This window comes from Priestia sp. MDV22-iso46 (assembly GCF_058629175.1).
This window is the reverse complement of the sequence record NZ_JBZVWT010000006.1, coordinates 103604-127919: the sequence shown is the minus strand read 5'-3', so window position 1 is coordinate 127919 and position 24316 is coordinate 103604. Positions and strand designations below refer to the sequence as shown.

At 38.5% G+C, this 24316-nt stretch carries 25 protein-coding genes; 4 read left to right on the top strand and 21 right to left on the bottom strand.

The genetic code is table 11. The features are described from left to right. Positions 1-241 precede the first annotated feature (241 nt). The 5 genes from accA to dnaE form a co-directional block, all read right to left on the bottom strand. Positions 242-1219 (bottom strand): acetyl-CoA carboxylase carboxyl transferase subunit alpha, encoded by a 978-nt coding sequence (gene accA, locus AC4NPH_RS24105; protein WP_063672759.1) that lies wholly within the window; start codon positions 1217-1219, stop codon positions 242-244. Then, positions 1213-2094 (bottom strand): acetyl-CoA carboxylase, carboxyltransferase subunit beta, encoded by an 882-nt coding sequence (accD, locus tag AC4NPH_RS24100; RefSeq protein ID WP_013059451.1) that lies wholly within the window; start codon positions 2092-2094, stop codon positions 1213-1215. Before accD ends, accA begins: the two co-directional genes overlap by 7 nt. A gap of 227 nt (positions 2095-2321) precedes the next feature. Continuing rightward, positions 2322-2924, bottom strand: a complete 603-nt coding sequence (locus tag AC4NPH_RS24095; RefSeq protein ID WP_029320009.1) for a FadR/GntR family transcriptional regulator — start codon at positions 2922-2924, stop codon at positions 2322-2324. A gap of 79 nt (positions 2925-3003) precedes the next feature. Continuing rightward, entirely contained in the window at positions 3004-4233 is a 1230-nt protein-coding gene (gene ystJ / locus AC4NPH_RS24090) for an NADP-dependent malic enzyme (protein WP_013059453.1), read from the bottom strand. A 200-nt stretch (positions 4234-4433) separates the two neighbouring features. After that, positions 4434-7790 (bottom strand): DNA polymerase III subunit alpha, encoded by a 3357-nt coding sequence (gene dnaE, locus AC4NPH_RS24085; protein WP_029320008.1) that lies wholly within the window; start codon positions 7788-7790, stop codon positions 4434-4436. Between the two features lie 141 nt (positions 7791-7931). On the opposite strand from dnaE, the gene ytrH reads away from it, so the two are divergent. Beyond that, a complete protein-coding gene (gene ytrH / locus AC4NPH_RS24080) occupies positions 7932-8267 on the top strand; it encodes a sporulation membrane protein YtrH (protein WP_013059455.1) in 336 nt (111 codons plus the stop codon). Further along, positions 8264-8782, top strand: coding sequence for a sporulation membrane protein YtrI (gene ytrI / locus AC4NPH_RS24075; RefSeq protein ID WP_029320005.1), 519 nt, complete (start codon positions 8264-8266; stop codon positions 8780-8782). The genes ytrH and ytrI overlap by 4 nt, the downstream gene beginning before the upstream one ends. 38 nt (positions 8783-8820) lie before the next feature. On the opposite strand, the gene AC4NPH_RS24070 is transcribed toward ytrI, so the two are convergent. Next, positions 8821-9759: a DHH family phosphoesterase gene (locus AC4NPH_RS24070; protein WP_013059457.1), complete on the bottom strand. Its 939-nt coding sequence runs from the start codon at positions 9757-9759 to the stop codon at positions 8821-8823. A 251-nt stretch (positions 9760-10010) separates the two neighbouring features. Here AC4NPH_RS24070 and AC4NPH_RS24065 point away from each other — a divergent pair, with 251 nt between their 5' ends. Beyond that, entirely contained in the window at positions 10011-10307 is a 297-nt protein-coding gene (locus AC4NPH_RS24065; protein ID WP_013059458.1) for a YtpI family protein, read from the top strand. A 25-nt stretch (positions 10308-10332) separates the two neighbouring features. Here AC4NPH_RS24065 and AC4NPH_RS24060 read toward each other — a convergent pair whose 3' ends face one another. From AC4NPH_RS24060 to AC4NPH_RS24025, 8 genes are all read right to left on the bottom strand, one after another. Continuing rightward, a complete protein-coding gene (locus AC4NPH_RS24060) occupies positions 10333-11649 on the bottom strand; it encodes a CBS domain-containing protein (protein ID WP_013059459.1) in 1317 nt (438 codons plus the stop codon). A gap of 81 nt (positions 11650-11730) precedes the next feature. Continuing rightward, the gene (locus AC4NPH_RS24055; protein WP_013059460.1) at positions 11731-11967 is read right to left on the bottom strand and encodes a hypothetical protein; all 237 of its coding nucleotides are present in this window, start codon (positions 11965-11967) and stop codon (positions 11731-11733) included. Between the two features lie 98 nt (positions 11968-12065). After that, positions 12066-12245 carry a hypothetical protein gene (locus tag AC4NPH_RS24050; RefSeq protein WP_155727973.1) on the bottom strand — a complete coding sequence of 60 codons (180 nt, stop codon included), beginning with the start codon at positions 12243-12245 and terminating at the stop codon, positions 12066-12068. Positions 12246-12379: 134 nt separating this feature from the next. Then, a complete protein-coding gene (locus AC4NPH_RS24045; protein WP_013059461.1) occupies positions 12380-13057 on the bottom strand; it encodes a metal-dependent hydrolase in 678 nt (225 codons plus the stop codon). Positions 13058-13170: 113 nt separating this feature from the next. Beyond that, positions 13171-14292: an alanine dehydrogenase gene (gene ald / locus AC4NPH_RS24040; protein WP_013059462.1), complete on the bottom strand. Its 1122-nt coding sequence runs from the start codon at positions 14290-14292 to the stop codon at positions 13171-13173. Positions 14293-14442: 150 nt separating this feature from the next. Beyond that, positions 14443-14610 (bottom strand): hypothetical protein, encoded by a 168-nt coding sequence (locus tag AC4NPH_RS24035; protein WP_013059463.1) that lies wholly within the window; start codon positions 14608-14610, stop codon positions 14443-14445. Positions 14611-14774: 164 nt separating this feature from the next. Further along, positions 14775-16163: an argininosuccinate lyase gene (gene argH / locus AC4NPH_RS24030; RefSeq protein WP_491939026.1), complete on the bottom strand. Its 1389-nt coding sequence runs from the start codon at positions 16161-16163 to the stop codon at positions 14775-14777. Further along, positions 16160-17368 (bottom strand): argininosuccinate synthase, encoded by a 1209-nt coding sequence (locus AC4NPH_RS24025; RefSeq protein ID WP_013059465.1) that lies wholly within the window; start codon positions 17366-17368, stop codon positions 16160-16162. The genes argH and AC4NPH_RS24025 overlap by 4 nt, the downstream gene beginning before the upstream one ends. A gap of 314 nt (positions 17369-17682) precedes the next feature. Here AC4NPH_RS24025 and AC4NPH_RS24020 point away from each other — a divergent pair, with 314 nt between their 5' ends. Beyond that, a complete protein-coding gene (locus AC4NPH_RS24020; RefSeq protein ID WP_098534664.1) occupies positions 17683-17997 on the top strand; it encodes a hypothetical protein in 315 nt (104 codons plus the stop codon). Positions 17998-18022: 25 nt separating this feature from the next. On the opposite strand, the gene AC4NPH_RS24015 is transcribed toward AC4NPH_RS24020, so the two are convergent. The 7 genes from AC4NPH_RS24015 to AC4NPH_RS23985 form a co-directional block, all read right to left on the bottom strand. After that, positions 18023-18868, bottom strand: a complete 846-nt coding sequence (locus tag AC4NPH_RS24015) for an EcsC family protein (RefSeq protein WP_234419918.1) — start codon at positions 18866-18868, stop codon at positions 18023-18025. Positions 18869-19096: 228 nt separating this feature from the next. Continuing rightward, the gene (locus tag AC4NPH_RS24010) at positions 19097-20287 is read right to left on the bottom strand and encodes an acetate kinase (RefSeq protein ID WP_013059468.1); all 1191 of its coding nucleotides are present in this window, start codon (positions 20285-20287) and stop codon (positions 19097-19099) included. A gap of 196 nt (positions 20288-20483) precedes the next feature. Further along, positions 20484-21476, bottom strand: coding sequence for a class I SAM-dependent methyltransferase (locus AC4NPH_RS24005; RefSeq protein ID WP_029319991.1), 993 nt, complete (start codon positions 21474-21476; stop codon positions 20484-20486). Positions 21477-21623: 147 nt separating this feature from the next. Next, complete coding sequence (gene tpx, locus AC4NPH_RS24000; RefSeq protein ID WP_042452765.1) at positions 21624-22157, bottom strand: thiol peroxidase; 534 nt, start codon at positions 22155-22157, stop codon at positions 21624-21626. A gap of 137 nt (positions 22158-22294) precedes the next feature. Continuing rightward, complete coding sequence (gene ytfJ, locus AC4NPH_RS23995) at positions 22295-22762, bottom strand: GerW family sporulation protein (protein ID WP_013059471.1); 468 nt, start codon at positions 22760-22762, stop codon at positions 22295-22297. Between the two features lie 13 nt (positions 22763-22775). Further along, positions 22776-23474, bottom strand: coding sequence for a DUF2953 domain-containing protein (locus AC4NPH_RS23990; protein WP_013059472.1), 699 nt, complete (start codon positions 23472-23474; stop codon positions 22776-22778). A 328-nt stretch (positions 23475-23802) separates the two neighbouring features. After that, positions 23803-24306, bottom strand: a complete 504-nt coding sequence (locus AC4NPH_RS23985; RefSeq protein ID WP_013059473.1) for an RDD family protein — start codon at positions 24304-24306, stop codon at positions 23803-23805. Positions 24307-24316: the final 10 nt, after the last annotated feature.

Sequence of the window (24316 nt, the reverse complement as noted above, 5' to 3'; positions counted from 1 at the left end):
ATTCATACAGCAATACTTGCTGCCTGATTTGTCTTATATATCTCACGTTTTAGAGAAAAGACAAACGCTCGCACAGCTGCTAGTAACCATAGGAAATTTTTTAAAAACACTCTTTTTCTACTTTTACTTAAAGGTTTTTGCTGTCTATAAAATACCACGAAGAACTTGTAAACACAATAGAGAAGGGCTATACAAAGCGCACAAAAACGCGCACCCTTATTTTTCAAGAGTGCACGTTTCTTTATTTTATAGTAATGGCATCGTTTTCAGCTGCAAATTGTCCGATTTTTTTGTATTTTAAATAACGCTCTTCCACTAGCTCTTCTTTTGATAAATTCATCAGCTCTTTTAATGATTTCTTGATAATGCCCTCCATGTATCCAGCTTGTGCATCGATATCTCGGTGAGCTCCGCCTCTTACCTCTGAAACCATTTCATCTACAATACCCAGTTCTTTCAAATCTGGTGCTGTAATCTTCATCGTTTCAGCAGCTTTTTTCGCAAGAGAAGAATCTTTCCAAAGAATGGCTGCCGCTCCTTCTGGAGAAATAACTGAATACGTCGAGTTCTCAAGCATATGAAGGTGATTTCCTAAACCTAATGCCAAGGCTCCTCCGCTTCCTCCTTCTCCAATTACAATGCAAATAACAGGTACAGTTAAGCCAGCCATTTCGAAAAGATTTTTCGCAATAGCTTCGCTTTGTCCGCGCTCTTCTGCCGCTTTCCCTGGATAAGCTCCTTTTGTATCAATAAAGCAAATAATTGGGCGGTTAAATTTCTCCGCTTGCTTCATTAGACGCAGTGCTTTACGGTAGCCTTCAGGATGAGGCATACCAAAATTACGGCGAATATTTTCTTTCGTATCTTTACCTCTCTGATGTCCAATCACGGTAACAGGCACGCCATTAAACTTGGCAATTCCTCCTACGATTGCTTCATCATCTCCATAAAAGCGGTCTCCATGACACTCTAAAAAGTTTGTAAACAAGCGAGAAATATAATCGAGTGTTGTAGGACGCTCAGGATGACGAGCAATTTGAACACGGTTCCATGGGCTTAGATGATTGTAAATATCGTTTTCTACTTTTTCTAAGCGATTTTCTAACTTATCAATTTCGCTAGATAAATCCACTTCTGTATTTTTAGCAAACTCTTTAAGCTCTGCAATCTTGTTTCGCAACTCAACAATTGGACGTTCAAATTCTAATTCGCTTACCACTCGATGTCACCTCCTGCTACGTGTATATCTAAAATAGTTGTTAACGTTTCTTTTAAATCATGACGGTCAATAACTCCGTCTAGCTGACCATGCTTCAACAGAAATTCCGACGTCTGAAAATCTTCTGGAAGCTCTTCTCTAATTGTTTGTTCAATAATACGTCTTCCAGCAAAGCCAATTAACGCGCCCGGCTCGGCTAAATTATAATCACCTAACGAAGCAAAGCTTGCTGACACGCCTCCTGTGGTAGGATGTGTCATAATCGAAATGATTAAGCCGCCTTCATCACTGAACATTTTAAGAGCTGCGCTAGTTTTAGCCATTTGCATCAAGCTCAGAACACCTTCTTGCATACGTGCACCGCCTGAAGCTGTGAAAATAAGGAATGGAACATGCATTTCCTTCGCTTTTTCAATGGCGCGAGTAATTTTCTCGCCGACTACAGACCCCATGCTTCCCATACGGAAGTGTGAATCCATAACAGCAACTACTACTTTAATGCCTTCAATATCTCCTTCACCCGTAACAATCGCTTCACTCAAATTAGTTTTCTCACGATCTTTTTCGAGCTTTTCAAGATAATCAGGGAACCCAAGAGGATTTTCTGACGTCATATCTTTGTCGTATTCAACAAACGTTCCACTGTCGATTAAGCTTTCGATACGCTCTGGTGCTGTCATTTGATGATGATATCCACAGTTTAAGCATACTTTTAAGTTTTTATTTAACTCTTTCGTATACATTATTTTTTTACACTTTTTACACTTGGTCATAATTCCTTCAGGTACATCTTGTCTCATATGCTCAGAAGGAATCGTAGCATATTTTCGTTTTTTTGGAGTTTTTGTGTTTTTTGTAAATAAATCTCGTAACAAGGTGTAACCTCCTTTTGGTTCTTTTCTTTATCATAAGAACCTTTATTCTTCCTCTTCTTCTACTATTTACAAGTTGTGAAAATCCGCCTCAAATACAAATCAAGTGACGGATAGACAAAAATTGGACGAATTGTTCGCTTCACTTCATTAGTTGCTATTTACTTTACTAGATGACTGTTTGATTTTGTGTAGAAAGATGGCATGTCTCTTTCGACAAATTCCTTCTTTCACACTTGTTTGTAGCACTGATGGTGAAGATTTAATACAGCTGCTTCATCTTTTTTAGCTAACGCCTCTACTAATTCACTTATCAGAGTGTCGCTTGGCGCTGAGTTTTGTTGAAAAGTTTGAGAAAAGCGGCAAATAATCAGCCAGATTCGGTGTAATAGCCGATTAGGCTGCAAAGAAAACAAATAGTCAAACAAGTTCTTCAAACAATCGTCATTCTGCTTTTGAATTGCTTTCGAAACATTGATTTCGTCCTGTTCCGCTAAAACAAAATACAAACAGCTCTTTTCAAGAATATATCTCGTCTGAATTAAATCTGATTTTGTTTTACCGTCTTGTACTAAAAAAGTAGCTAATAAATCAATAAATTGATGATCCCCTACTTCTTTAATAAACGTACCTTCACCTCTTCTAGTTTCAATCAACCCAATTAGCTCTAACGCTCTGAGCGCTTCTCGAACGGAAGAACGTCCTGCGCCTAACCGTTCAGAAAGCTCTCGTTCTGACGGGATTTTATCCCCCGTAGTTAAACGATCGTCTTCCATTAGCTGGCGAATTTGTTTTAGAATTTCTACATATACTTTTGAACGTTCATTCTTCAAGTTTACTACCACTCACTTTACATTACTTTAACAGGCATGCTTGAAGCATCATGCCTGTCAAAGAACAGTTGATGTAACCTTATTCAATAATCGCTAAGCGACGTGTATTTTCAGCTACGGCTTCTGGCTTTACTTTTATTCGGGCAACGCCTGTTTCCATAGCTGCTTTTGCAACAGCGGCGGCTACTGCCGGAGCCACTCGTGCATCAAATGGACCTGGAATCACATAGTCTGTATTCAAGTCCTCTTCCGTAATTAAATTAGCAATGGCCTCAACTGCAGCCATTTTCATTTTTTCATTAATATGAGTAGCACGTACATCTAGTGCACCTCGGAATATCCCCGGAAACGCTAAGACATTGTTCACTTGATTAGGAAAATCAGAACGTCCGGTGCCGATTACTTTCGCGCCAGCTTTTTTAGCTTCTTCTGGCATAATTTCAGGCACCGGATTTGCCATTGCAAAAATGATTGGATCTGGATTCATCTTTCCAATCATCTCCGGTGTGAGTGCTCCTTCAACCGAAACTCCAATAAATACGTCCGCTTCTTCTAACGCATCAGCTAACGTACCTTCTACTTTGCTTCGATTTGTATAGGCTGCAACTTCATCTTTTATACGGTTCATGCCGTGAGGACGCTTGTCATAAATCGTTCCTTTGGAATCACACATAATGATATCGCGCACTCCATAGCTGTATAATAATTTAATAATAGCAATGCCAGCAGCTCCTGCTCCATTCGCTACCACTTTGATTTGTGACATTTTTCTTCCTGTCAGCTTCAGGGCATTAAGAAGGCCCGCTACCGTAACAATAGCCGTCCCATGCTGATCATCATGAAAAACCGGGATATTTGTTTCCTTTTTCAACCGCTCTTCAATTTCAAAACAGTTAGGAGCCGCAATATCTTCTAAATTAACGCCTCCAAAAGTAGGTTCTAGCAATTTAACAGTTTCTATAATTTTGTCCACATCTGTCGTGTTTAAACAAATTGGGAATGCATCTACGCCGGCAAAACTTTTAAAAAGGACAGCTTTCCCTTCCATTACTGGCAGAGCAGCTTCAGGACCTATATTGCCCAAGCCCAATACGGCAGTGCCATCAGATACAACAGCTACCATATTTCCTTTCATCGTATATTCATATACATTGTTTACATCATCATATATTTCTTTGCAAGGTTCTGCTACACCAGGGGAATAAGCAAGGCTTAAATCCTCTGCGTTTCGAACAGGAATTTTGGACTTTGATTCTAGTTTACCTTTGTTAATGCGGTGCATATGCAATGCTTCTTCACGTAAAGACAATGAATTTCACTCCCAATAAACAAAATGATAACAAATACTGCGCCTGAACCATGTTCTTTCCCACACTCATATGATGTTATAAATCCAATTGCATTTCATTTCAAGAAAAACGCATCTAATTCGTATATTTCATAAAAAACGGTGGTCAGACCACTTTTTTAACTATTTTACCATATAACATCACATGAAATCTGTAAAGACTATATCTTCTTGAACACAACGTGCTTCTCTCCTAGCATTGCTTTTAAAGTTTTTATTAACTCGTCGCTTCGTTCAATAGAATAGTGAACGGGAAGCTTGACCAATTGACGTTCTGCCTCATAATAAATTTTCACGGGGATTTTCCCTCTATGAGACTGAAAGTGCTGGTAAATAGTATGAAGCAGCTTTTCTGTACCTTGCTTTGTTTCTATACGTAAGTATAATTCTTCTGACGGTAGTTTTTGAACCGCCTCGCTAGCAGCTTCAGCACGTTGACAAACAATTTGCTGCTGCCCATTTCTTTCATCTATCTTTCCTTGTATCAGTAAAACCTTACCTTGTTCAAACAGCAGACGATTCTGCTCAAATACGCGGGGAAACGCAACAACTTCTCCTTCTCCACTTTCATCCGTGATACGTAAAAAGGCCATTTGCTCTCCTTTTTTCGTTCGAATGACGCGAATTTCCAACACAAATACTAAAAGAGAGACCGCTTTTCCTGAAGCGTATTCTTTCATATCGTGAAGAGAAACAACAGAATAAAAGGAATTCAGTGCTTCATACTGAGAAGCAGGGTGACTTGATAAATAAAAACCTAGCATATCTTTTTCATACTGAAGCCGATCTTCTATTTTCAGTTCCTCTTTTTCCATGTATTTAGGCTTTAACGAAAATTCAGCTCCAAATCCAAAGTCATCATCTGGGAGTACCAAGCTTGCATGTTCAAACGCTACATCAATCGTTGCTAATAAAGTAGCTCGATTTTCTCCAAACTCATCAAAGCCTCCAGACAGAATCAAAGCTTCAAGCGCCTTTTTATTCACGGCTTTTTGTGAAACACGGGCACAAAAATCAAATAAGTCTTCAAATCTTTTTTTCTTTCGCTCTTCTGTTATTTCCTGCATAGCTGCTGCACCAATATGTTTAATCGCTGCAAGGCTATACCTTATACTTTCACCTTCTACGTTAAACGAATACATGCTCTTGTTAATAGAAGGCGGGAGAACTTGTATTTTTTTTCTTTTTAGTTCATTAATGTATTGAGCAATTTTCCCTTCGTTTCCAATAACGCTCGTTAGTAAAGCTGAAAAGAACTGTAGCGGGTAATGTGCTTTCAAATAAGCTAACTGATAGGCTACCATACTGTAAGCAACAGCATGACTTCGGTTGAAGCCATAATCAGCAAAACGCACAATAAGGTCATACACTCGATTAGCAACGGATAGGTCATATCCTTTCTTCTTGCTTCCTTGGATAAAATGAGCTCGTTCACGATCCAGCACTGCCCGTTCTTTTTTACTAACTGCTCTTCTCAACAAATCTGCTTCTCCAAGAGAAAAACCGGCCATTTTTGAAGCAATCTGCATAATTTGCTCTTGATACACGATAACGCCGTGCGTGGATTGTAAAATGTCTTTAAGCGTAGGATGATCATATATTACCTTCTCCACTCCATGCTTGCGCTTAATATAGGTTGGAATATTTTCCATCGGACCAGGTCTATACAGCGCGTTAACTGCTACAATATCTTCTAGCTCTGTAGGTTTTAATTGCTGAAGCACTCTTCTCATTCCATCTGACTCTAGCTGAAAAATACCGGTCGTATCCCCTTTACTCAGCAGTTCAAAAGTTTTCTGATCGTTAAATGGTATATGAGACAGTGACAGCTTTCGATTCATGTCCCGCTCAATTTTCTTTAAAATATGATCTAAAATGGTTAAGTTGCGCAAACCTAAAAAGTCCATTTTCAAAAGCCCAACGTCTTGCAGAGCTTCCATTGGATATTGAGTCAGATATACATCATCATGCCCTTCTTGTACAGCTACAGATTGCGTCAGCGGCTTCTCACTAATCACAACGCCTGCTGCATGCGTAGAAGTATGCCTTGGCAGTCCTTCTATCTTCATGGCAATGTTGTACCATTGTTTTCTGGCTTCATTTTCAGATAAATAGTCTTGAAGAACTCTTGAATCACGAAGAGCGCTTTTTAACGTTGTACCTGGTTTAGTTGGAATTGCTTTGGACATTTTGTTTAGCGCCTCTTGATCAAATCCCATCACTCTCCCTACATCACGTACGGCTGCTTTAGCTGCTAATGTTCCAAATGTAATGATTTGAGCTACATGCAGCGCTCCATATTTTTGAGCCACATACTGAATGACTTGATCTCGTTTGTTATCAGGAAAATCAATATCAATATCAGGCATCGAAATACGTTCAGGGTTTAAAAAGCGCTCAAATAAAAGCTGATGCTGAATTGGATCAACATTTGTAATTCGCAAGGCGTATGAGACCAGTGAGCCTGCCGCTGAACCACGGCCTGGGCCCGTTAAGATACCGTGTTCATGAGCATAATTCATAAAATCCCATACGATAAGAAAGTAATCACTAAAGCGCATATTTTCAATAATGTTCAGCTCATAATCCAAGCGTTCCTCGTATTGTTCCGTGATCACTTGAAATCTTTCTTGCAATCCTTTTTCGCAGAGAGTGCGCAAGTAGGCTGATGATGTAACAGACGGGGGAACAGGATATTTTGGAATGGACATTACGCCTAGAGAAATTTCGAGCTCGCATCGTCTTGCGATTTTTATACTTTCTTCTATTAAAAAATGCTGGTCATGAAAGAGATCTTCCATTTCGTCAGGTGATTTGAAATAGTACTCGCTGCTCTTACTTTTTACCTCTTCATCTTCATCGCTATGTAATTTCTCTCCGTCTCGAATAGCTGCTAAACACTCATATGCATCCCGATCTTCTTTTTTTAAATATTTCACTTGATTCGTCGCAACAAGCGGGATATTTTCTTCAGCAGCAAGTTCCGTTAACTGCTGATTTATAAAAGCTTCATCCTGTCCGTGGCGCTGTATCGATATATACAAAGACTGCGAATATACTTTTTTAAAGAATTGAAGGACTTGCTTGGCATCTTGAAGTTTGTTTTCTGCTAGCAGGGTTTCAATCTCTCCAGTTACACCGGGTGTAATAGCAATCAACCCGCCGCTGTAATGATGGAGCCATTTTTTATTTACACCGTGTTTTTCCTTGGTTTGAACTAAACTGCTTAGTTTTAATAGATTTTCATATCCCTTATCATTTTCCGCTAACAAAACTAAAGGGTACGCTCGCTCGCTTTCTTCATGTTCTAGGATTGATAATGTGAGCCCAATAATTGGCTTGATCCCCGCTTTCACGCAGGCTTTATAAAAAGGAATGACTCCGTACATCACGTTTTCATCAGTCAAAGCTATCGCTTCATAGTTCATTTTCTTAGCTGTTTCTACAAGTTCATGAATACGAACGGAACTGCTTAGTAAGCTATAAGAACTTTGAAGCTGCAAGTGAACAAAAGGCACAGGACTTCCCACCTTTCTTTAATTCTTTATTCTTATTATAAATTTTGTTGCCGGCGTAGACAAATTACATAACTCTGAGCGTTTGTCCATATATATGTAGGAAGCGTGATTCATTGATAAAATAGTAAAGGAGGACACGTCATGACAAAAGAGCCTTTTATGTCTCTTTTCATTTGGAGTTACTTCACTTCATTAGGTATTATTTTAGGTGGTTCATTAATTGGAGCATTTGCGGGGTTTTTAATTGGAAAATCTCCTTTATACGTCATGCATACCCTCAGCAATAGTTTGAAAATCTGGGCAATTGTCGGAGCAATTGGAGGAACATTTGATACGTTTTACAGCTTTGAGCGAGGACTCTTTGAAGGAGCCACAAAAGATGTATTCAAACAAATCCTTTTAATTCTATCCGCTATGGGAGGAGCTCAGACCGGGGCTCTTATCATCAAGTGGTTAACTCAGGAGCATTTTGTATGAGGGTACCCAGCGAGCGAATGTTCAAGCGCTCCGACTGGCAGCGTTTTTTTGCCGGTATAGTCATTGGAGCAATTGTTAGCTGGGGGGTGTTTTTAACGATTTATGGCGTTTCAAGAGATAAAGAGCTAGAAGAAGTTCGAATTGCTAATGATAAGCTAGAAAAAGCAAATTTGCAAATTAGCGCATGGCAAGAAGATGTAAAAGCATTAAACAAGGAAATGAAGCAGCATTTGATTATTCAGAATGTGAAAGTAAAATTAGTAAACGGCAATCGTTATAAAGTAAACTCTGTGGTTGAATACAATATTCAAAAAAGCGTCGACGAAGAAGCACAGCACTTAATTGCCCAAGATATTGAAAGTGCGTATCGAAGCAGGGATATCTTAAAAAAAGCAATTGAAAATAAAAAATACGAATTCGATAAAACGATTTATGAAGTTGAAGTTCATCAAATTTATTTTTATACAACGCTTTCGATTGAAGTTCGAATTAAAAAGATGGAAAAAGTACTATAAAAAGCCGCTGATTTAAAATCAACGGCTTATTTTACAGATTACTCCTGACTGCAGAGCTCTTCTAAATCAAGTAGTAAAGGCTTTACTTCTTCCCATGAATAAATGGAAGCGCCGGACGCAAGAGGATGGCCTCCTCCGTTGTATTTTCTAGCAATTGTATTAATGACAAGCTCTTTTGAACGAAGGCGAACACGAATTTGATTTTCTTCCTCCACAAAAAACACCCACGTTTTTACTCCATCAATTTGCCCTAACGAACCGACTAGCTGAGAGGCATCAGCTGGTGTCACATCATATTTGCGAAGAATTTCATTTGGAATTTTCATATGAGCAACTCCTGCTGGAGACATCGTAAAGTTTTGTAGCACATATCCATGTAAGTGAGCGACGTTTTCTTTTGTTTTGTATAACTGATCATATACATCTTTAAAATTGAAACCATATTGAATCAATTCACTTGCATAGCAAAACGTTTTCGGCTTTGTATTTGGAAATAAAAATCGCCCCGTATCTCCGACGATACCGCTGAAGATCAGCTTTGCTCCTTCATCATTCAGAGATAATCCTTTTTCTTTTCCTTCCAAGTAAAATTCATAAATCATTTCGCTTGTTGAAGAAGCAGACGTCTCAACCCAAAGCAAATCACCATAAGGAGTTTGGTTTGGATGGTGATCAATTTTAATGACCATTTTTCCATTTACGTAGCGCTGATCTGATACTCGTGCTTCATTAGCCGTATCACAAACGATGACAAGCGCATCCTTGTAGGTGTCATCAGCGATGTCATCCATACGGTATAAAAATTTTAATGACTCCGCTTCTTCTCCCGTTACGTATACCTTCTTCTCCGGAAAAGATGTTTTTAACAATTCCGCTAATCCGCACTGAGATCCGTATGCATCTGGATCTGGACGAATGTGCCGGTGAATAATGATGGTGTCAAACTGCTTAATAGCTTCTAATATTTGTGCTTTCATTTTCTCTCTCCTGTCAATACTGTTCTTGTTTTATGTACGCACCACATGCACTTACACTTCCACAGCGCTGTATCCATATTATTTATTAAATCATATCTCTTCTCTTTTTTAAAAGAAGAATCAATCACTAGTAGAATTTTCTGTCATCGACCTGTAAAATAATAGATACTACTGTAAACACTTTCAACACTACGCATTACTAACATCTAGAAACATTACAGATAGAAATACACCGGACTGGAGGGGCGTCTGTGCCATTTTTTATGATTTTAATCGTTGTGTCCTTTGTTTTCTACATGTATTTAAAAGTAAAATACGTACGTTCGAAACGCCCAATGGAACGAAAATGGATTTCCGCTAAGTCAAGTATTTGTCTTGGCTCTTTTGTATTATTTTTTGGAATCAATCAATGGTTTATTTACGAAACAAGCCTTTCGCTTATCATCGGCATACTATTTGTATTATTCGGTTCAGGCAGCATATTAGCCGGTATCAAAGCTTACAAGTACTATCAGCCTTATGCAATAAAAGAAGCTGATCAAATGTAAAAGAAGCTGCAGAGCAGCTTCTTTTTTATACTCTTTCCAATAACTGAGCCATCATCATCGCTTTCCCTACTACAACCCCGGCATTGTAGACTTCTACATCTAATTTAGCAAACTTCCGACCAAGTTCTAATAGCTTAGGACGAATTTCAATTACGCTTTCAATTTGAACTGGCTTAATAAAATAAACGGTGATGTTTTCAATAACCAAATCACCTTTTTTATATAAGCGAAGAACACGATTGGCGGCTTCCGTTACAATAGTAGTGAAAACTCCGTATGAAATAGTCCCCATATAATTCGTCATTTGCGGCGTTACTTCACAGCGATACACCGGTGCTTCTTTTGTCTCTTGTACATCCATAAATTGATTGGTTACAATGTCGTCAATGGTTTCTCCTACCTGCGGTTGACGCTGAATCATTTGCAGCGCCTTTAAAACATCTTGACGGCTGATAATGCCCTCTAGCCGGTGGTAATCATCCACTACAGGCAGCACTTCAATCCCTTCCCATACCATCATATGCGCAGAAGAAGCGACCGATGTTTTCCCATGAACCGTCATGGGATTTTTCGTCATTACTTTTTCAATTGAAGTAGAAAGGTCATATCCAATAACATCTTTTGAGGTGACCATACCGTGAACTTTCATATGCTGATCCACTACAGGAAAACGACTGTGGTGAGTCTTATCGTTACATTCATGCCATTTTTCAATCGTATCGGTTAACTGCAAGCTAACCGCTTCAGAGATAGGTGTTAAAATATCCTCTACAAGCACAATTTCTTTTTTTATCAGCTGATCATAAATGGCACGATTAATCATCGTTGCAACTGTAAACGTATCATAGCTCGTTGAAATAATAGGAAGCTTAAGATCATCCGCAAGCTTCTTAACCCATTCTTCCGTATCAAAGCCGCCCGTAATTAACACGGCTGCTCCTGCTTCAAGAGCTAATTCATGAGCGTTTACTCGATTCCCTACGATAAGAAGGTTTCCGGCCTCGGTATATCTCATCATAGCATCAAGCTTCATCGCTCCAATAACAAACTTGTTTAACGTTTTATGCAAACCTTCACGTCCGCCCAGCACTTGTCCATCTACGATGTTTACTACTTCAGCAAACGTGAGCTTTTCAATGTTTTCTTTCTTCTTTCGTTCAATTCGAATGGTCCCAACTCGTTCAATCGTTGAAACATATCCTTTATTTTCCGCGTCTTTTATTGCTCGGTACGCCGTGCCTTCACTGACATTCAGTTCTTTGGCAATTTGGCGCACTGAAATTTTTTCACCAATTGGAAGCGAATCGATATACTGTAAAATTTGCTCATGTTTTGTCGCCACGTGTACTTCACCCTTCTAAAACGTTTTTACGTTTCATATGTCTTTTCTTTTATTATACGGGGGAAGTGAAATGGATTCAATCTAACCTCTTTGACGCAAAGGCTTTCTCGCACTATTTTTTTGAATACCTGCCTTCTTGCGGCGCGGTGCATAAAGCAGTGATGACAAATTTCCTCCGGCTACAAAAAGAGCAAAGGTAAGCCAGCTTATACTAAAAATCCCTTGCAAACTCGAAGTTGTTAACACTAAGTGCGGCATTGCATAGTAAAGCATCACTCCGCATAATAAAAGCGATAAAATAACTCGATTTTTTTCCATAGCTCTCCCTCCTTATTATTACTATCGTATGCAGGGAAGTAAAAAAAGCAGAACGTTTCTTTACAAATAAAAAGAGATTAAGACATAACTGCATCGATTCAATCTAAAGACGAACAAACGTGAGACATGAGCTGAACCGCTTGTGACACCGCAGTTGATTTCCGTGCAAGACTTCGCTTTCCGCGGGCGGCCGGTGAGCCTCCTCGTCGCTTGCACTCCTGCGGGGTCTCACCTATTCCGCTTTTCCCGCAGGAGTCTTCGTCTTGCCCTCCAATCAACAGCTAGAAGCCGCTACATATATGAAACCTACGTTCACCATAACAATAAAAAAAGAACGAGTGATCGATATTATCGATTACTCGTTCTTTTTTAACTTTAACTGAAATCGTTTTGTCCCAGCCTCTATTTATGATTAAAGATCCAATCCTTCTCCAACTTTTAATACTTTTCCTTCAATACCAGATAAAGACTCAATAAATTGATGAGGATCTTGCTTAATTACAGGGAATGTATTGTAGTGAATCGGCACAACAAGCTTTGCCTGCACCCATTCCGCCGCGATAGCCGCATCTTCAGGTCCCATTGTAAAGTTATCTCCAATTGGAAGAAATGCTACGTCAGGCTCATGGCGACCAATTAACTTTAAATCAGAAAATAAAGCCGTATCTCCAGCATGATAAATTGTCTTTCCTTCAATCGTTAAAAGCAAACCAGCCGGCATTCCTGTATAAATAATTTTCTCATTATTTTCTGTATAACTTGAACCGTGGAAAGCTTGCGTCAATTTTACCGTGCCAAAATCAAATGTATAGGCTCCGCCTATGCTCATTGGATGTACGTTTAAGCCTTGCCAGCTAAGATATGTAGCTAATTCTGCTACTGCCACAACAAGTGCACCGCTGCGCTTAGCAATTTCAACCGTGTCGCCTACATGATCATTATGGCCATGAGTCAGTAAAATCACATCTGCTTTTACATCTTCAGCATTTAAATCTGTTAATTCATTTCCAGTGATAAACGGGTCAATTAAAATTGTTTTTCCTTTTGTTTCAATTTTAACAATAGAATGTCCATGGTAAGAAACGTGCATCATTTATTCTCTCCTTTTACACTAACCTTTTCTATATTCTACCCGTCCGTTTTGGTTACAAAACAAGTGAATACGCGGCTATCATATCACAAACTGCGCAAAAACATGCCTTATTATGCTTGCTCTAATAAAGTTGTTGCATCAGCGTAAGTGAGACCGTGTGCATCTGCTACAGCCGCGTAAGTGACAAACCCATTTAGGGTGTTGATGCCTTGAAGAAGGGAAGGGTTTTTTAAGCATGCTTTTTTATATCCCTGACTTGCTATTTGCAGAGCATAAGGCACCGTTACGTTGGTCAGTGCTAAGGTCGACGTGCGGGGAACAGCTCCTGGCATATTAGCAACAGCATAATGCAAGACCTCATGCTTCGAATAAGTCGGGTTATCGTGAGTGGTAATGCGATCAGTTGTTTCGAAAATCCCCCCTTGATCAATAGCAATATCAACTACAACGGACCCTTTTGACATCGTTTGAACCATTTCCTCGGTGACAAGCTTTGGCGCTTTAGCTCCCGGTATGAGAACCGCTCCTATCACTAAATCTGACTCTTTTACAGATTGTGCGATATTGTAGTGATTTGACATTAATGTCGTCACTTCTTTACCAAATAAATCATCAAGCTGGCGAAGGCGATCAGCGTTTAAATCAATTATTGTAACATCAGCCCCTAATCCGACCGCAATTTTAGCAGCATTGGTTCCTGCTACTCCTCCTCCAATAATTGTTACTTTTCCTCTTTGCACGCCTGGAACTCCACTTAATAAAATCCCTTTGCCACCTTTGGTTTTCTCCAAAAATTGAGCTCCAATCTGAGAAGACATTCTTCCTGCAACTTCGCTCATTGGCGTTAACAGAGGCAAGCTTTTGTTTGGAAGCTGTACAGTTTCATAAGCAATGCCTACCACCTTTTTATCAATCAATGCTTTCGTTAATGCTTCTTCAGCTGCCAAATGTAAATACGTAAACAAAATCAGTCCTTCACGAAAATATCCGTATTCTTCTGAAATCGGTTCTTTTACTTTCATAACCATTTCAGCATCCCATGCTTCTTTTGCAGTATTTACGATAGAAGCTCCTGCATTTGTGTAATCTTCATCATGGAATCCAGAGCCTTCTCCTGCCTGTGTTTCAATATATACATCATGCCCACCGTTAACTAAAGCTGTAACACCAGCTGGAGTAATAGCCACGCGATTTTCATTGTTTTTTACTTCTTTCGGCACTCCAATTTTCACCTTTATCCCTCTTTTCTTATATCAGTGATTAACTGAAAAAAGAACGCCACACCAAATCCTTTAGAAAACCGGATTTACTATGACGTTACCTTTCGATAGAACTCAGCATAATCCTGCTTTTCTTAGTCTATATACAGTATATGCATCTAGTTATTCATATAGTTCGTTATCACTCTGTGCTTCTGGATTTTCGACTACAGAAGCCATAGCATCGCCAATGACGCCGCTTGAATAAGAATCCATCAGCTGTCTTGATGTCTCTTTTTCTCCTTCAAAATCATATTCATATACATGCTGCGGATGTTTTTTGTCTTTCATATGTCACTTCTCCTTTTTCACTCTATTTTCTTTACGAATGTGAACTTCACTTCATAATCCCTTACATGATCTTTTCTATTTTCTTCTTAAATGCTCTAGTTATACCATTTATCTCACATCAAAAAACGCCCGCAGATTTTTCTGCGGACGTTTTGATAACTTTTTTATATCGATGTTTTTTCGTGCAATTCATCTTTAGCTAGCTGAATTGCTTTTTTTACTTGTTCAAATCCTGTTCCTCCCGCGCTATTACGGCGATTAACAGCTGTTTTTGGACTTAATACATGATAGATGTCTTCCTCGAATAAATCTGACGCTTCCTTATATTGCTCAAGCGGCAAATCCATTAGGTAGATATTTTTCTGAATACAAACGAGAACCAGTTTCCCAACCACTTCATGTGCTTCACGAAACGGCATACCTTTTGAAGCAAGATAGTCAGCTAACTCCGTTGCATTTGAAAAATCTTGTTTCGTAGCTTTTTCCATAACATTTGTTTTTACTGTCATTGTTTCGATCATGCCAGCAAAAATGGTCAAACATCCTTCAATCGTTGTAACCGTATCGAACATGCCTTCTTTATCTTCTTGCAAGTCTTTGTTGTATGTTAAAGGCGTGCCTTTTAACACAGTCAATAGACTAAATAAATGACCATATACTCGTCCTGTTTTACCACGAATTAACTCCGCCATATCAGGATTTTTCTTTTGAGGCATAATACTGCTGCCCGTTGCGTACGTATCATCCATTTCAATAAATTGAAATTCTTGACTAGACCATAAAATTAACTCTTCACAAAAACGAGATAAATGCATCATTAAAATAGAACTGTTGCTTAAAAACTCTAAAATAAAGTCACGATCGCTGACAGCATCCATACTGTTTTGATAAATCCCATTAAAGCCTAGAAGCTCAGCGCTATAATGACGATCAATTGGGAATGTTGTACCAGCTAAAGCTCCTGCTCCTAAAGGAGATAAATCAATACGCTTCAGCGATTCCGCATAACGTTCAGCATCGCGCTTGAACATTGAAACATATGCCATTAAATGATGAGCAAAAGAAACCGGCTGCGCGCGCTGCAAATGTGTGTAGCCTGGAAAAATGGTTTCAACATGCTGATCTGCTTTTGTAAGCAATACATCTTCTAGATTTTCAATCAGCCCTACAATTTGCTGAACATGCTTTTTTAAATATAAGTGCATATCTGTAGCAACTTGATCATTACGGCTTCGACCCGTATGAAGCTTTCCTCCAACCGGACCAATTTCATCAATTAATAACTTTTCTAAATTTAAATGAATATCTTCATATTGAGCAGAAAATGTTAATTCTTTCTTCTTAGCTTTTTCAAGCAGTGTTTGAAGGCCTTTTTTAATTTGTGACGCTTCATCTCCAGAAAGAATACTGCATTTCTCAAGCATTGTTATATGTGCTAAACTGCCTTCAATATCTTCTTCTACAAGATGCTGATCAAATGAAATCGACGCACCGAACTCGTCAATCCATTGTTCAGGGCGTTTCGTAAAACGCCCTCCCCAAAGTTTGGTCATACCGTTGTCACCTTCTTTTGATTTACCATGCTGCTCACTTGTGTTGGAAGTCCCCATAATGAGATAAAACCAACTGCTGCATTGTGATCAAATTCATCTTCTTTTGTATATGTTGCAAGTTTTTCATTGTATAAAGAATTAGGAGATTTACGTCCCTCTACGATAGCATGCCCTTTAAATAGTTTTACTCTCACTGTTCCATTCACATATTGCTGCGTATCTTTTAAGAATGCAAGCAGTGAATTTGTTAATGGAGAGAACCATAAACCTTCATAGATAACTTCTGTTAATTTTTTCTCAATCACTGGTTTAAAGTGCGCTACTTCTTTCACTAATGTTAAATCTTCAAGCTCTTTGTGTGCTTTAATTAATGTCATAGCAGCTGGACACTCATATACTTCACGTGATTTAATTCCCACAAGACGGTTTTCTACATGATCAATACGTCCGACTCCGTGCTTACCTGCAATTTCATTCAATTCTAGAATTAACTGAGCTAGCGTGTAAGATTGACCGTTTAATGATACTGGAACACCTTCCACGAATTCAATTTCTACTACATCCGCTGTGTCCGGAGTGTTTTCAAGAGAAGCCGTTAGGTCATATGCTTCTTCAGGTGGAGCTGCCCAAGGATCTTCAAGAACGCCACACTCGTTACTTCTTCCCCACAAGTTTTGGTCAATTGAAAATGGGCTGTCTAAGTTAATTGGAATTGGAATATTCTTTTCTTTTGCATACTCGATTTCTTCTTCACGAGACCATTTCCAGTCACGAACAGGAGCTAAAACTTCCAAGTGTGGATTTAATGCTTTAATTGATACTTCGAAACGCACTTGGTCATTTCCTTTTCCCGTACATCCATGTGCGACAGCTACTGCATTTTCTTGTTCTGCTACTTCTACAAGCTTTTTAGCGATTAGCGGTCTAGATAGTGCAGATACTAATGGATATTTCCCTTCATATAATGTGTGTGCTTGAAGTGCTGCTAACGCAAATGTATTGGCATATTCTTCTTTTGCATCAATCACATATGATGATACCGCTCCAACTGTTAAGGCTTTTTCTTTAACGAATTTCAAATCTTTTCCTTCGCCTACATCTAAACAGCAAGCTACTACATCGTACCCTTTTTCCTGTAACCATTTAATTGCAACTGATGTATCTAAACCTCCGGAATATGCTAAAACAACTTTTGGATTACTCATTATCTATTCCTCCCACAAATTATATATATATTAATACAACCGTTTTAATTTTTATTCATTTAATCTACTATTACTTTAACAACTTTTTAATCTATTTTCAATAGTTATTCAAAAAAAAGTATATAAATTCACATTTATTTTAATTTAATAGGGTAAAATCTCTTAAAATACTGTAAAAATAGACATGAATGAATATTTCTTTCTTACACACTGTGTATATTTATATGCATAAATCAAGTATAAATGATTTATTTTTCATTTACAGTAGCTGTGGCTTTTGTCATTGTATAAAATGGAAGGGAAGAGGTGAAAAAATGGAGCGCTTTTTTACTTATGACAACAGACTCGGTATAAAAATTCCTGCTCTTGAAAGAGAATGGACATTCTATTCTGAAAAAGTTCAGCAGGATATCCTCCTAACATGGGAATCCATTCGGGGACAGATTCCAGACAAAATTCAATCTTTAGAAAAGAGTATTAATCAAAAACAAACGGCGTTAGAAGATGAGACTAATTTTATCCGCTCTTGTGAATTAAATAGCGAGATAGGAGAACTTGCTTCTATTATTAATGATTTGTGGATTTGGTATCGAACAAATGAGGAAATATCAAAAAAAGTTCACGGATAGACAAAAAAACGAGTCTCATGAAAAATTAATGAGACTCGTTTTTCTTATCCAGCAAATAGCGGTATTGGTAAAAGCGCTTTGCATAATCTGTCACTTGTTTGGCCATTCGATAATTCATCCCTCCGCCAACCATCATACTCACAATTGGCAAACGATTATAAACTTTTCGCTTCGCAGCGAATATAGCTAGCGTTTTCCCGATTTGCACAACGATTTTTTGCAGCCACGTTTTATCTACAATTTGATCAACACCTTCATAAAAATACGGGTCAAATTCTTGGCTTAACTCACTCTTTAATTGATGCCACCCCTGAGCCTGAAGGTGTCTAGGTAACGTTGCTGCATGGAAAACTTTTAGCGTTAGCATAAGCTCTGAAGGAGTCTGGATATGATAGCCGTAGCTCATTGCTGCCTGTTGCACCGCTTGAATATTCATGCATAAAACAGCAGGTATATCAATACCGACTAGCAGCGATTGTCCGGTTCCTGAAAGTGCTCCTTGACTCAGCGCATACAATCGAAGCTTGGCCATTTGCTGTTCGCATATATAAGAAAGCTGATCTACTTGAAGGGAATTCATTTCTGACAGATCTGTGATATCCTCTTTGAATACACGGGCGGTTTCAATAATTCGTTTTGTCGCTTGAGTTTGCATTTCCGTACCTTGAATTAATGCAGTTAACTGAAAGAGTCCCTCATCAATTTTATGTAAATAGGTCTCACGAACAGAAGCTGGAATTAAGTTAAGCCCTTTTTCTAACCACTCTTCGTACAATAACTCCATCTCAGTTGCTTCTACACTCTGTAAGCTCTCTTCCCATTTATAGATTTCTTCTAAAAGCTGTTCTTCGCGATTCGTTAGTATCATCATGTCACCCTTTCAAGAAATAAGTAGTTTTATTTTTATTATAACAAATAATGCATCCGTTACATTTTGCTTCCTATATTATTTCTTTCTTCTATACGTTGTAAACCTTCTTTCAACCGTCGGCTACTTACGCTATATAAAAAAGCTGATTTCCTAACAAGGAAATCAGCTTTTCGTTAGTTTGCCTGACAATTTATGAGAATTCATGCATTGAAGAGGCAGTTTATGAACTTAAATATTCGCTAAACGAGTAACGTCACGTGCAATCATAACTTCTTCGTCTGTAGGAATAACCATAACTTTAACTGGAGAATGAGGGTAGCTAATAAATGCTTCTTCTCCTTGTACACTATTTAAAGCTGGATCCCAATAAACGCCCATAAACTCTAAACCGCGAAGAACGCGAGCACGTACAACATCACTGTTTTCTCCAATACCTGCTGTGAAGATGATTGCATCTACACCAGACATACGAGCAGCATAAGAACCGATATATTTATGAATACGGCTAGCAAATACTTCAAGTGCTGTTTCAGCGCGTTCATTGCCTTCAGCGCTTGCTTTGATTAGATCGCGTAGGTCACTAGAAATACCAGATACACCTAAAAGACCACTTTCTTTATTTAATACATTTAATACTTCGTCAGCAGTTTTTCCTGTTTTCTCCATAATAAATGGAATTAATGCAGGGTCAATGTTACCTGAACGAGTTCCCATTGCTACACCAGCTAATGGTGTGAAGCCCATTGATGTATCAATTGACTTGCCGCCTTCAATTGCAGCGATACTTGCACCGTTACCTAAGTGACAAGAAATTAAGCGTAATTGTTCGATTGGACGGCCAAGAAGCTCAGCTGCACGCTCAGAAACATATTTATGAGATGTGCCGTGGAAACCGTATTTACGAACGCCATACTTTTCATAGTACTCGTACGGTAAGCTGTACAAGAATGATTTTTCTGGCATTGTTTGATGGAATGCTGTATCGAAGACTGCTACAGCTGGAACATTTGGAAGAATATCTTGGAACGCTTTAATTCCCACAATGTTTGCTGGGTTGTGAAGCGGTGCTAAATCAGATAAAGCTTCAATTTCCGCTAGTGTTTCATCTGTGATTAAAACAGAATCAGCAAATTTCTCTCCGCCGTGTACTACACGGTGACCTACACCAGTGATTTCATCGTATGATTGAATGATGTTTTGAGAAAGTAACTTTTCAACTAAAATTTTAACTGCAACAGCATGGTCAGGGATTTCTGTAATATCCGTTTGTTTTTCACCATTTACCGAGATCGTGAAAACAGCGTTATCTAAACCAATTCGTTCTACTAAACCTTTTGTTAATACCGTCTCACTTGGCATTTCAAATAATTGAAACTTAAGTGAAGAACTGCCGGCGTTGATTGCCATGATTTTTGACATAAAAAAACAGCTCCTTCTTTATTATACGTGCATCATAAACATAACGAACAGAACATAAAAGTGTAATCTCTACAATATTCTATGCATTTCGACACGATTTCTATCCTTATTCATTTAATCATTCACGACAATAGATTTCAAGAGCTATACATCATGAAAACGCTACCGGAAAATATTCATTATTTTCGAAAAAGACTTACTTTTTATTAACGCTGAACCATTGGTCCATTTGAGCCATAATATCACTCATTGCTTCTCGATTACTGAACTTCGGCAAATTCACAAGCAGCGCTTGATCAGGCGCTGTTACCCCTTCTCCCTGCTTTTGAAGAATGATAATACTCTTAGCAGCCTGCTCTTGTTTGAACATTGAAAGCGGCAGCTGAACGATTCCTTGAACGATTGCTTCCTCTTTTAGCAACGGCTGTAATAAATGAGACTGTTCAGATTCGAACAAGTTATTTGGAATAAGGGCTACTACGTATCCTCCATCTTTTACATGACGCAAGCTTTGTTCAATAAATAAGTGATGAGCATAGGTGTGACCTTCTTCAGCTCTTACCTTATACTCTTTTGCCCCTTCGTCGTTTGGATAATAACCAACAGGAAGGTCACAGACAACTAAATCAACAGGATCAATAAAAAGCGGCTGTAAGCTGTCTTGGTTGAATAATTGAACGCCATGCTTCTGTAAATTTGCATTTACATATGTCAATTGAAGTAATAAATCATCCACGTCTACACCGTATACGTGTTCAATTGACGCAGCGTGTGTATTTAAAATTGTTGTTAATAAGTTCCCTGCTCCTACTGCTGGATCTAAAAGCGTATATTTATCTTTTCCTGCCATGAACTTTCCAACTAGGTAGCTGACAAATAGTCCTACAGCATCAGGCGTCATTTGATGGTTAGGCTGAACTGCTTCTTTCATGCCTTTTAAAATAGCCAGCTGATACGCTTTTCGAATCGTTTCTTTTTCAAAATGATCAAGCGTGATTGAATCGTACTCTTTTTTCAAACGTTTTTTAGTTACCTCATCTAGCTCTTCTTGTAAAATAGTTCCTTGAAACAAATTTTCTCCCGTTTCAGCTACTGCTTCTAAATATACGCAGTTTAGTTCTTTTCTTAAAATAATAGCTGTTTGATCAATTACACCAAATAGCTTTTCCATACTAGCTAACTGACTCATGTTCTGCCTCCTGTGTAATGAAATAATATCTATATAAATGAGTAAACGTCCTATTTGGAACAACATATTTTATCATAAAAACTTCTTAAAACACAAAGAAGGCGAAAAACATTGTTTTCCGCCTTCTGCCGAACGCCACTGACAATCTTACTTAGCTGTTTTAGCTGCTTCGATTGCTGCTTCGTAGTTCGGATGCTCAGTTACTTCTGGTAAGTACTCAACATACGTTACGTTGTCATTTGAGTCTACCACAAAGATTGAACGAGCTAATAAGCGTAATTCTTGAATAGCTACACCATATGCTTCTCCGAAAGATAAGTCGCGGTGGTCAGATAAAGTTTGAACATTATCAATGCCATTAGCACCACACCAGCGCTTTTGAGCAAACGGTAAATCTACGCTTACTGTTAATACTTTTACGTTATCTAATTTAGCTGCTTCTTCGTTGAAGCGGCGAGTTTGCGCATCACAAACTCCAGTATCAATAGAAGGAACTACACTGATTAGGCGAACAGAACCCTTTGTACTGTCAAGCGTTACTTCTGATAAATCATTTGCTAAAACGGTAAAGTTTGGAGCCTTGTCTCCAACCTTCACTTGATTTCCTAATAATGTTACATCGTTACCTTTAAATTTAGTCACGAATAATTCCTCCTTTAAATAAGTATGTACACTGTTCATATTAGCTTGTCTGTCTCTATATTGCAATTAAATGACATACAAAACATGGCACTCCAAGCTAGAAAACAAACCAAACAAAATAAGCTTTGCTTGCTTCTTTTACTATTCAAAGAAGCAAGCAAAGCTTTATTTTATACCTACAAATTAAAATCGTTTGCACTATCATGATGCTGATTTTGTTGATTATGATGATCCTGCTGATGATTGTTTCGTTTAAACATTTGCTGCACGCGTTCAATTGCTTGAGGGGCTGTATCTAAAATCTTTTCATATAAATGTGTACTTTCGTTAAGGTGAAGCATTTTAATTCCGCTTCCACTCACAATTAAAAAGGCAATTGGCGTAATTGATACACCGCCACCGCTACCTCCGCCAAATGGATGACCTGATTCTTGCTGATGCTGTCCAGGAGAAGATGATGCATGCCCTTCTACTCCAAACTCGCTTCCGCCCGCTGCAAAACCAAAACCGACTTTTGAGACAGTTAAAATAACACTTCCATCAGGTGTTTCTACAGGATCCCCAATGATTGTATTAACATCAATCATTTCCTTTAAATTTTCCATAGCTGTCGACATTAAACTTTTAATTGGATGTTCTGCCATTAAGATAACCTCCTTATGTTTTCACAGAGTGTGTCTTGTTCTTATTTGACGACTTCCATCTTTTGCGACGCTTTTTGGACGTATGCCGCCAGTATCTCAAGGTCCGTAAACCTACTAGAATAGCTTGACCAACTCGAAAAGAAATTATGCACTCAAATACCGTTTCTGACCAAAGATGTTGAAATACAGGAGTAACGCTCATTACAGGCATATCTTTTAGTTTCATATAACGGCTGATTATACCAACTATGCCCCCCTTTGCAGACCATACAGCCCCGGTAAGTACGCCTGTTAACGCAGCGTCACCTAAGCCGAAACGGCTGTGCCATCTAATATCACTTACCGTCACTTTCTGTAAGAAACGACGAAAAATTTTATGAAAACCGACTACCTGTTCAAGGAATTGCTTCGCATTTTCTAACATGCTTAGCCCGTCTTCTACAGAATAATCACTCCATGAATTCTCGTCTTCTTTTCCTTGATCACCCATTCCTTTCTTCTTTTCAACAAGCAAACGAGGAGAATCTTTTTTCACTTTCACTACCGGAATTTCGTATGTATAGCGAATAAGACCAAACCAAGCCCTGAGTCTCACTCTGTAATAATCGTTATCTCGGACATGGTGAAGATCTACAAACAGCGTGATTTTTGTCCATACAATAAGTACAATAACAATTAAAAGTGCTAGCAATATCCATAAAAGCCATAGCACATCCTTCACTCCTTCTTAGCTTCACATTATCTCCAAAACACAGAATATTAAACCTTATGGAAACAATACAAAGAGGTTGAGATATGATATAACGAAATGAATCCAATCTCAAGACGAACAAATGGGATACATGAGCTGAACCGCTTGTGACACCGCAGTTGATTGGAGGGGAAGGCGAAGTCTTGCACGGAAATCAACTGATAGAAGAATCTAAACAAATGAAACCTGCGTTTACCATAACAAAAAAAAACGAACCACTAATCAAAAGTCTTGATCAGTGGTTCGTTTTTCACTTCGTCTAAAATCCTTTTATTCCAGCCCCTTTTTATTATCTGCTGATTGTACCTTCGTGTATGACGGTTGTATCTGCGTAGTAATCGTGTGCTCCTTGCTTCTTAGGTAAAAACGCCACTAATAAATAGCCTAGTAAAAAAACCGTTTTAGAAATATAACGTCCAACTCCTTCACGAAACAGCACAACAGGCCAAGTTAACGTGGAGTCTTTCAGCGATACTACTTTAAGCCCAAACACCATCTTTCCAAGCGTTTGTCCAAAATACTTGGTCATTAAAACAAAATAACCATAAAAGATAATAACCGTTACAATCGTATAGGGAGAAAAAAATCCATCTCCTCGAGAAATACCTGCTAAATGGAAAATGGGCTTGATCAGCAGGGAGTTCAAGCTAGCTACCACAGCTAGATCTAAAAGATATGCCCAAAAGCGCATCCAAAAGCCTGCATAATGGAATTCACTACCTATTGGCGTACTTACCGCTGGCTCATGTTTTATATTGTCGTTTGATTCGGTTGAATGAGACTGATTTTCCATGTTCCCACCT

What these genes read in the sequence shown, in the direction of transcription:
- AC4NPH_RS24035 (WP_013059463.1), bottom strand. Translation starts at nt 14,610, where the DNA reads ATGAAAGACAAAAAACATCCGCAGCATGTATATGAATATGATTTTGAA.
- AC4NPH_RS24070 (WP_013059457.1), bottom strand. Translation starts at nt 9,759, where the DNA reads ATGAAAGCACAAATATTAGAAGCTATTAAGCAGTTTGACACCATCATT.
- AC4NPH_RS24025 (WP_013059465.1), bottom strand. Translation starts at nt 17,368, where the DNA reads ATGAGTAATCCAAAAGTTGTTTTAGCATATTCCGGAGGTTTAGATACA.
- argH (WP_491939026.1), bottom strand. Translation starts at nt 16,163, where the DNA reads ATGACCAAACTTTGGGGAGGGCGTTTTACGAAACGCCCTGAACAATGG.
- AC4NPH_RS24010 (WP_013059468.1), bottom strand. Translation starts at nt 20,287, where the DNA reads ATGTCAAAAATCATGGCAATCAACGCCGGCAGTTCTTCACTTAAGTTT.
- AC4NPH_RS24015 (WP_234419918.1), bottom strand. Translation starts at nt 18,868, where the DNA reads ATGATGATACTAACGAATCGCGAAGAACAGCTTTTAGAAGAAATCTAT.
- AC4NPH_RS23985 (WP_013059473.1), bottom strand. Translation starts at nt 24,306, where the DNA reads ATGGAAAATCAGTCTCATTCAACCGAATCAAACGACAATATAAAACAT.
- tpx (WP_042452765.1), bottom strand. Translation starts at nt 22,157, where the DNA reads ATGAACAGTGTACATACTTATTTAAAGGAGGAATTATTCGTGACTAAA.
- ytfJ (WP_013059471.1), bottom strand. Translation starts at nt 22,762, where the DNA reads ATGGCAGAACATCCAATTAAAAGTTTAATGTCGACAGCTATGGAAAAT.
- ytrI (WP_029320005.1), top strand. Translation starts at nt 8,264, where the DNA reads ATGAGGGTACCCAGCGAGCGAATGTTCAAGCGCTCCGACTGGCAGCGT.
- AC4NPH_RS24045 (WP_013059461.1), bottom strand. Translation starts at nt 13,057, where the DNA reads ATGCACGTTTCTTACCATGGACATTCTATTGTTAAAATTGAAACAAAA.
- AC4NPH_RS24020 (WP_098534664.1), top strand. Translation starts at nt 17,683, where the DNA reads ATGGAGCGCTTTTTTACTTATGACAACAGACTCGGTATAAAAATTCCT.
- AC4NPH_RS24005 (WP_029319991.1), bottom strand. Translation starts at nt 21,476, where the DNA reads ATGAGTCAGTTAGCTAGTATGGAAAAGCTATTTGGTGTAATTGATCAA.
- AC4NPH_RS24055 (WP_013059460.1), bottom strand. Translation starts at nt 11,967, where the DNA reads ATGGAAAAAAATCGAGTTATTTTATCGCTTTTATTATGCGGAGTGATG.
- ytrH (WP_013059455.1), top strand. Translation starts at nt 7,932, where the DNA reads ATGACAAAAGAGCCTTTTATGTCTCTTTTCATTTGGAGTTACTTCACT.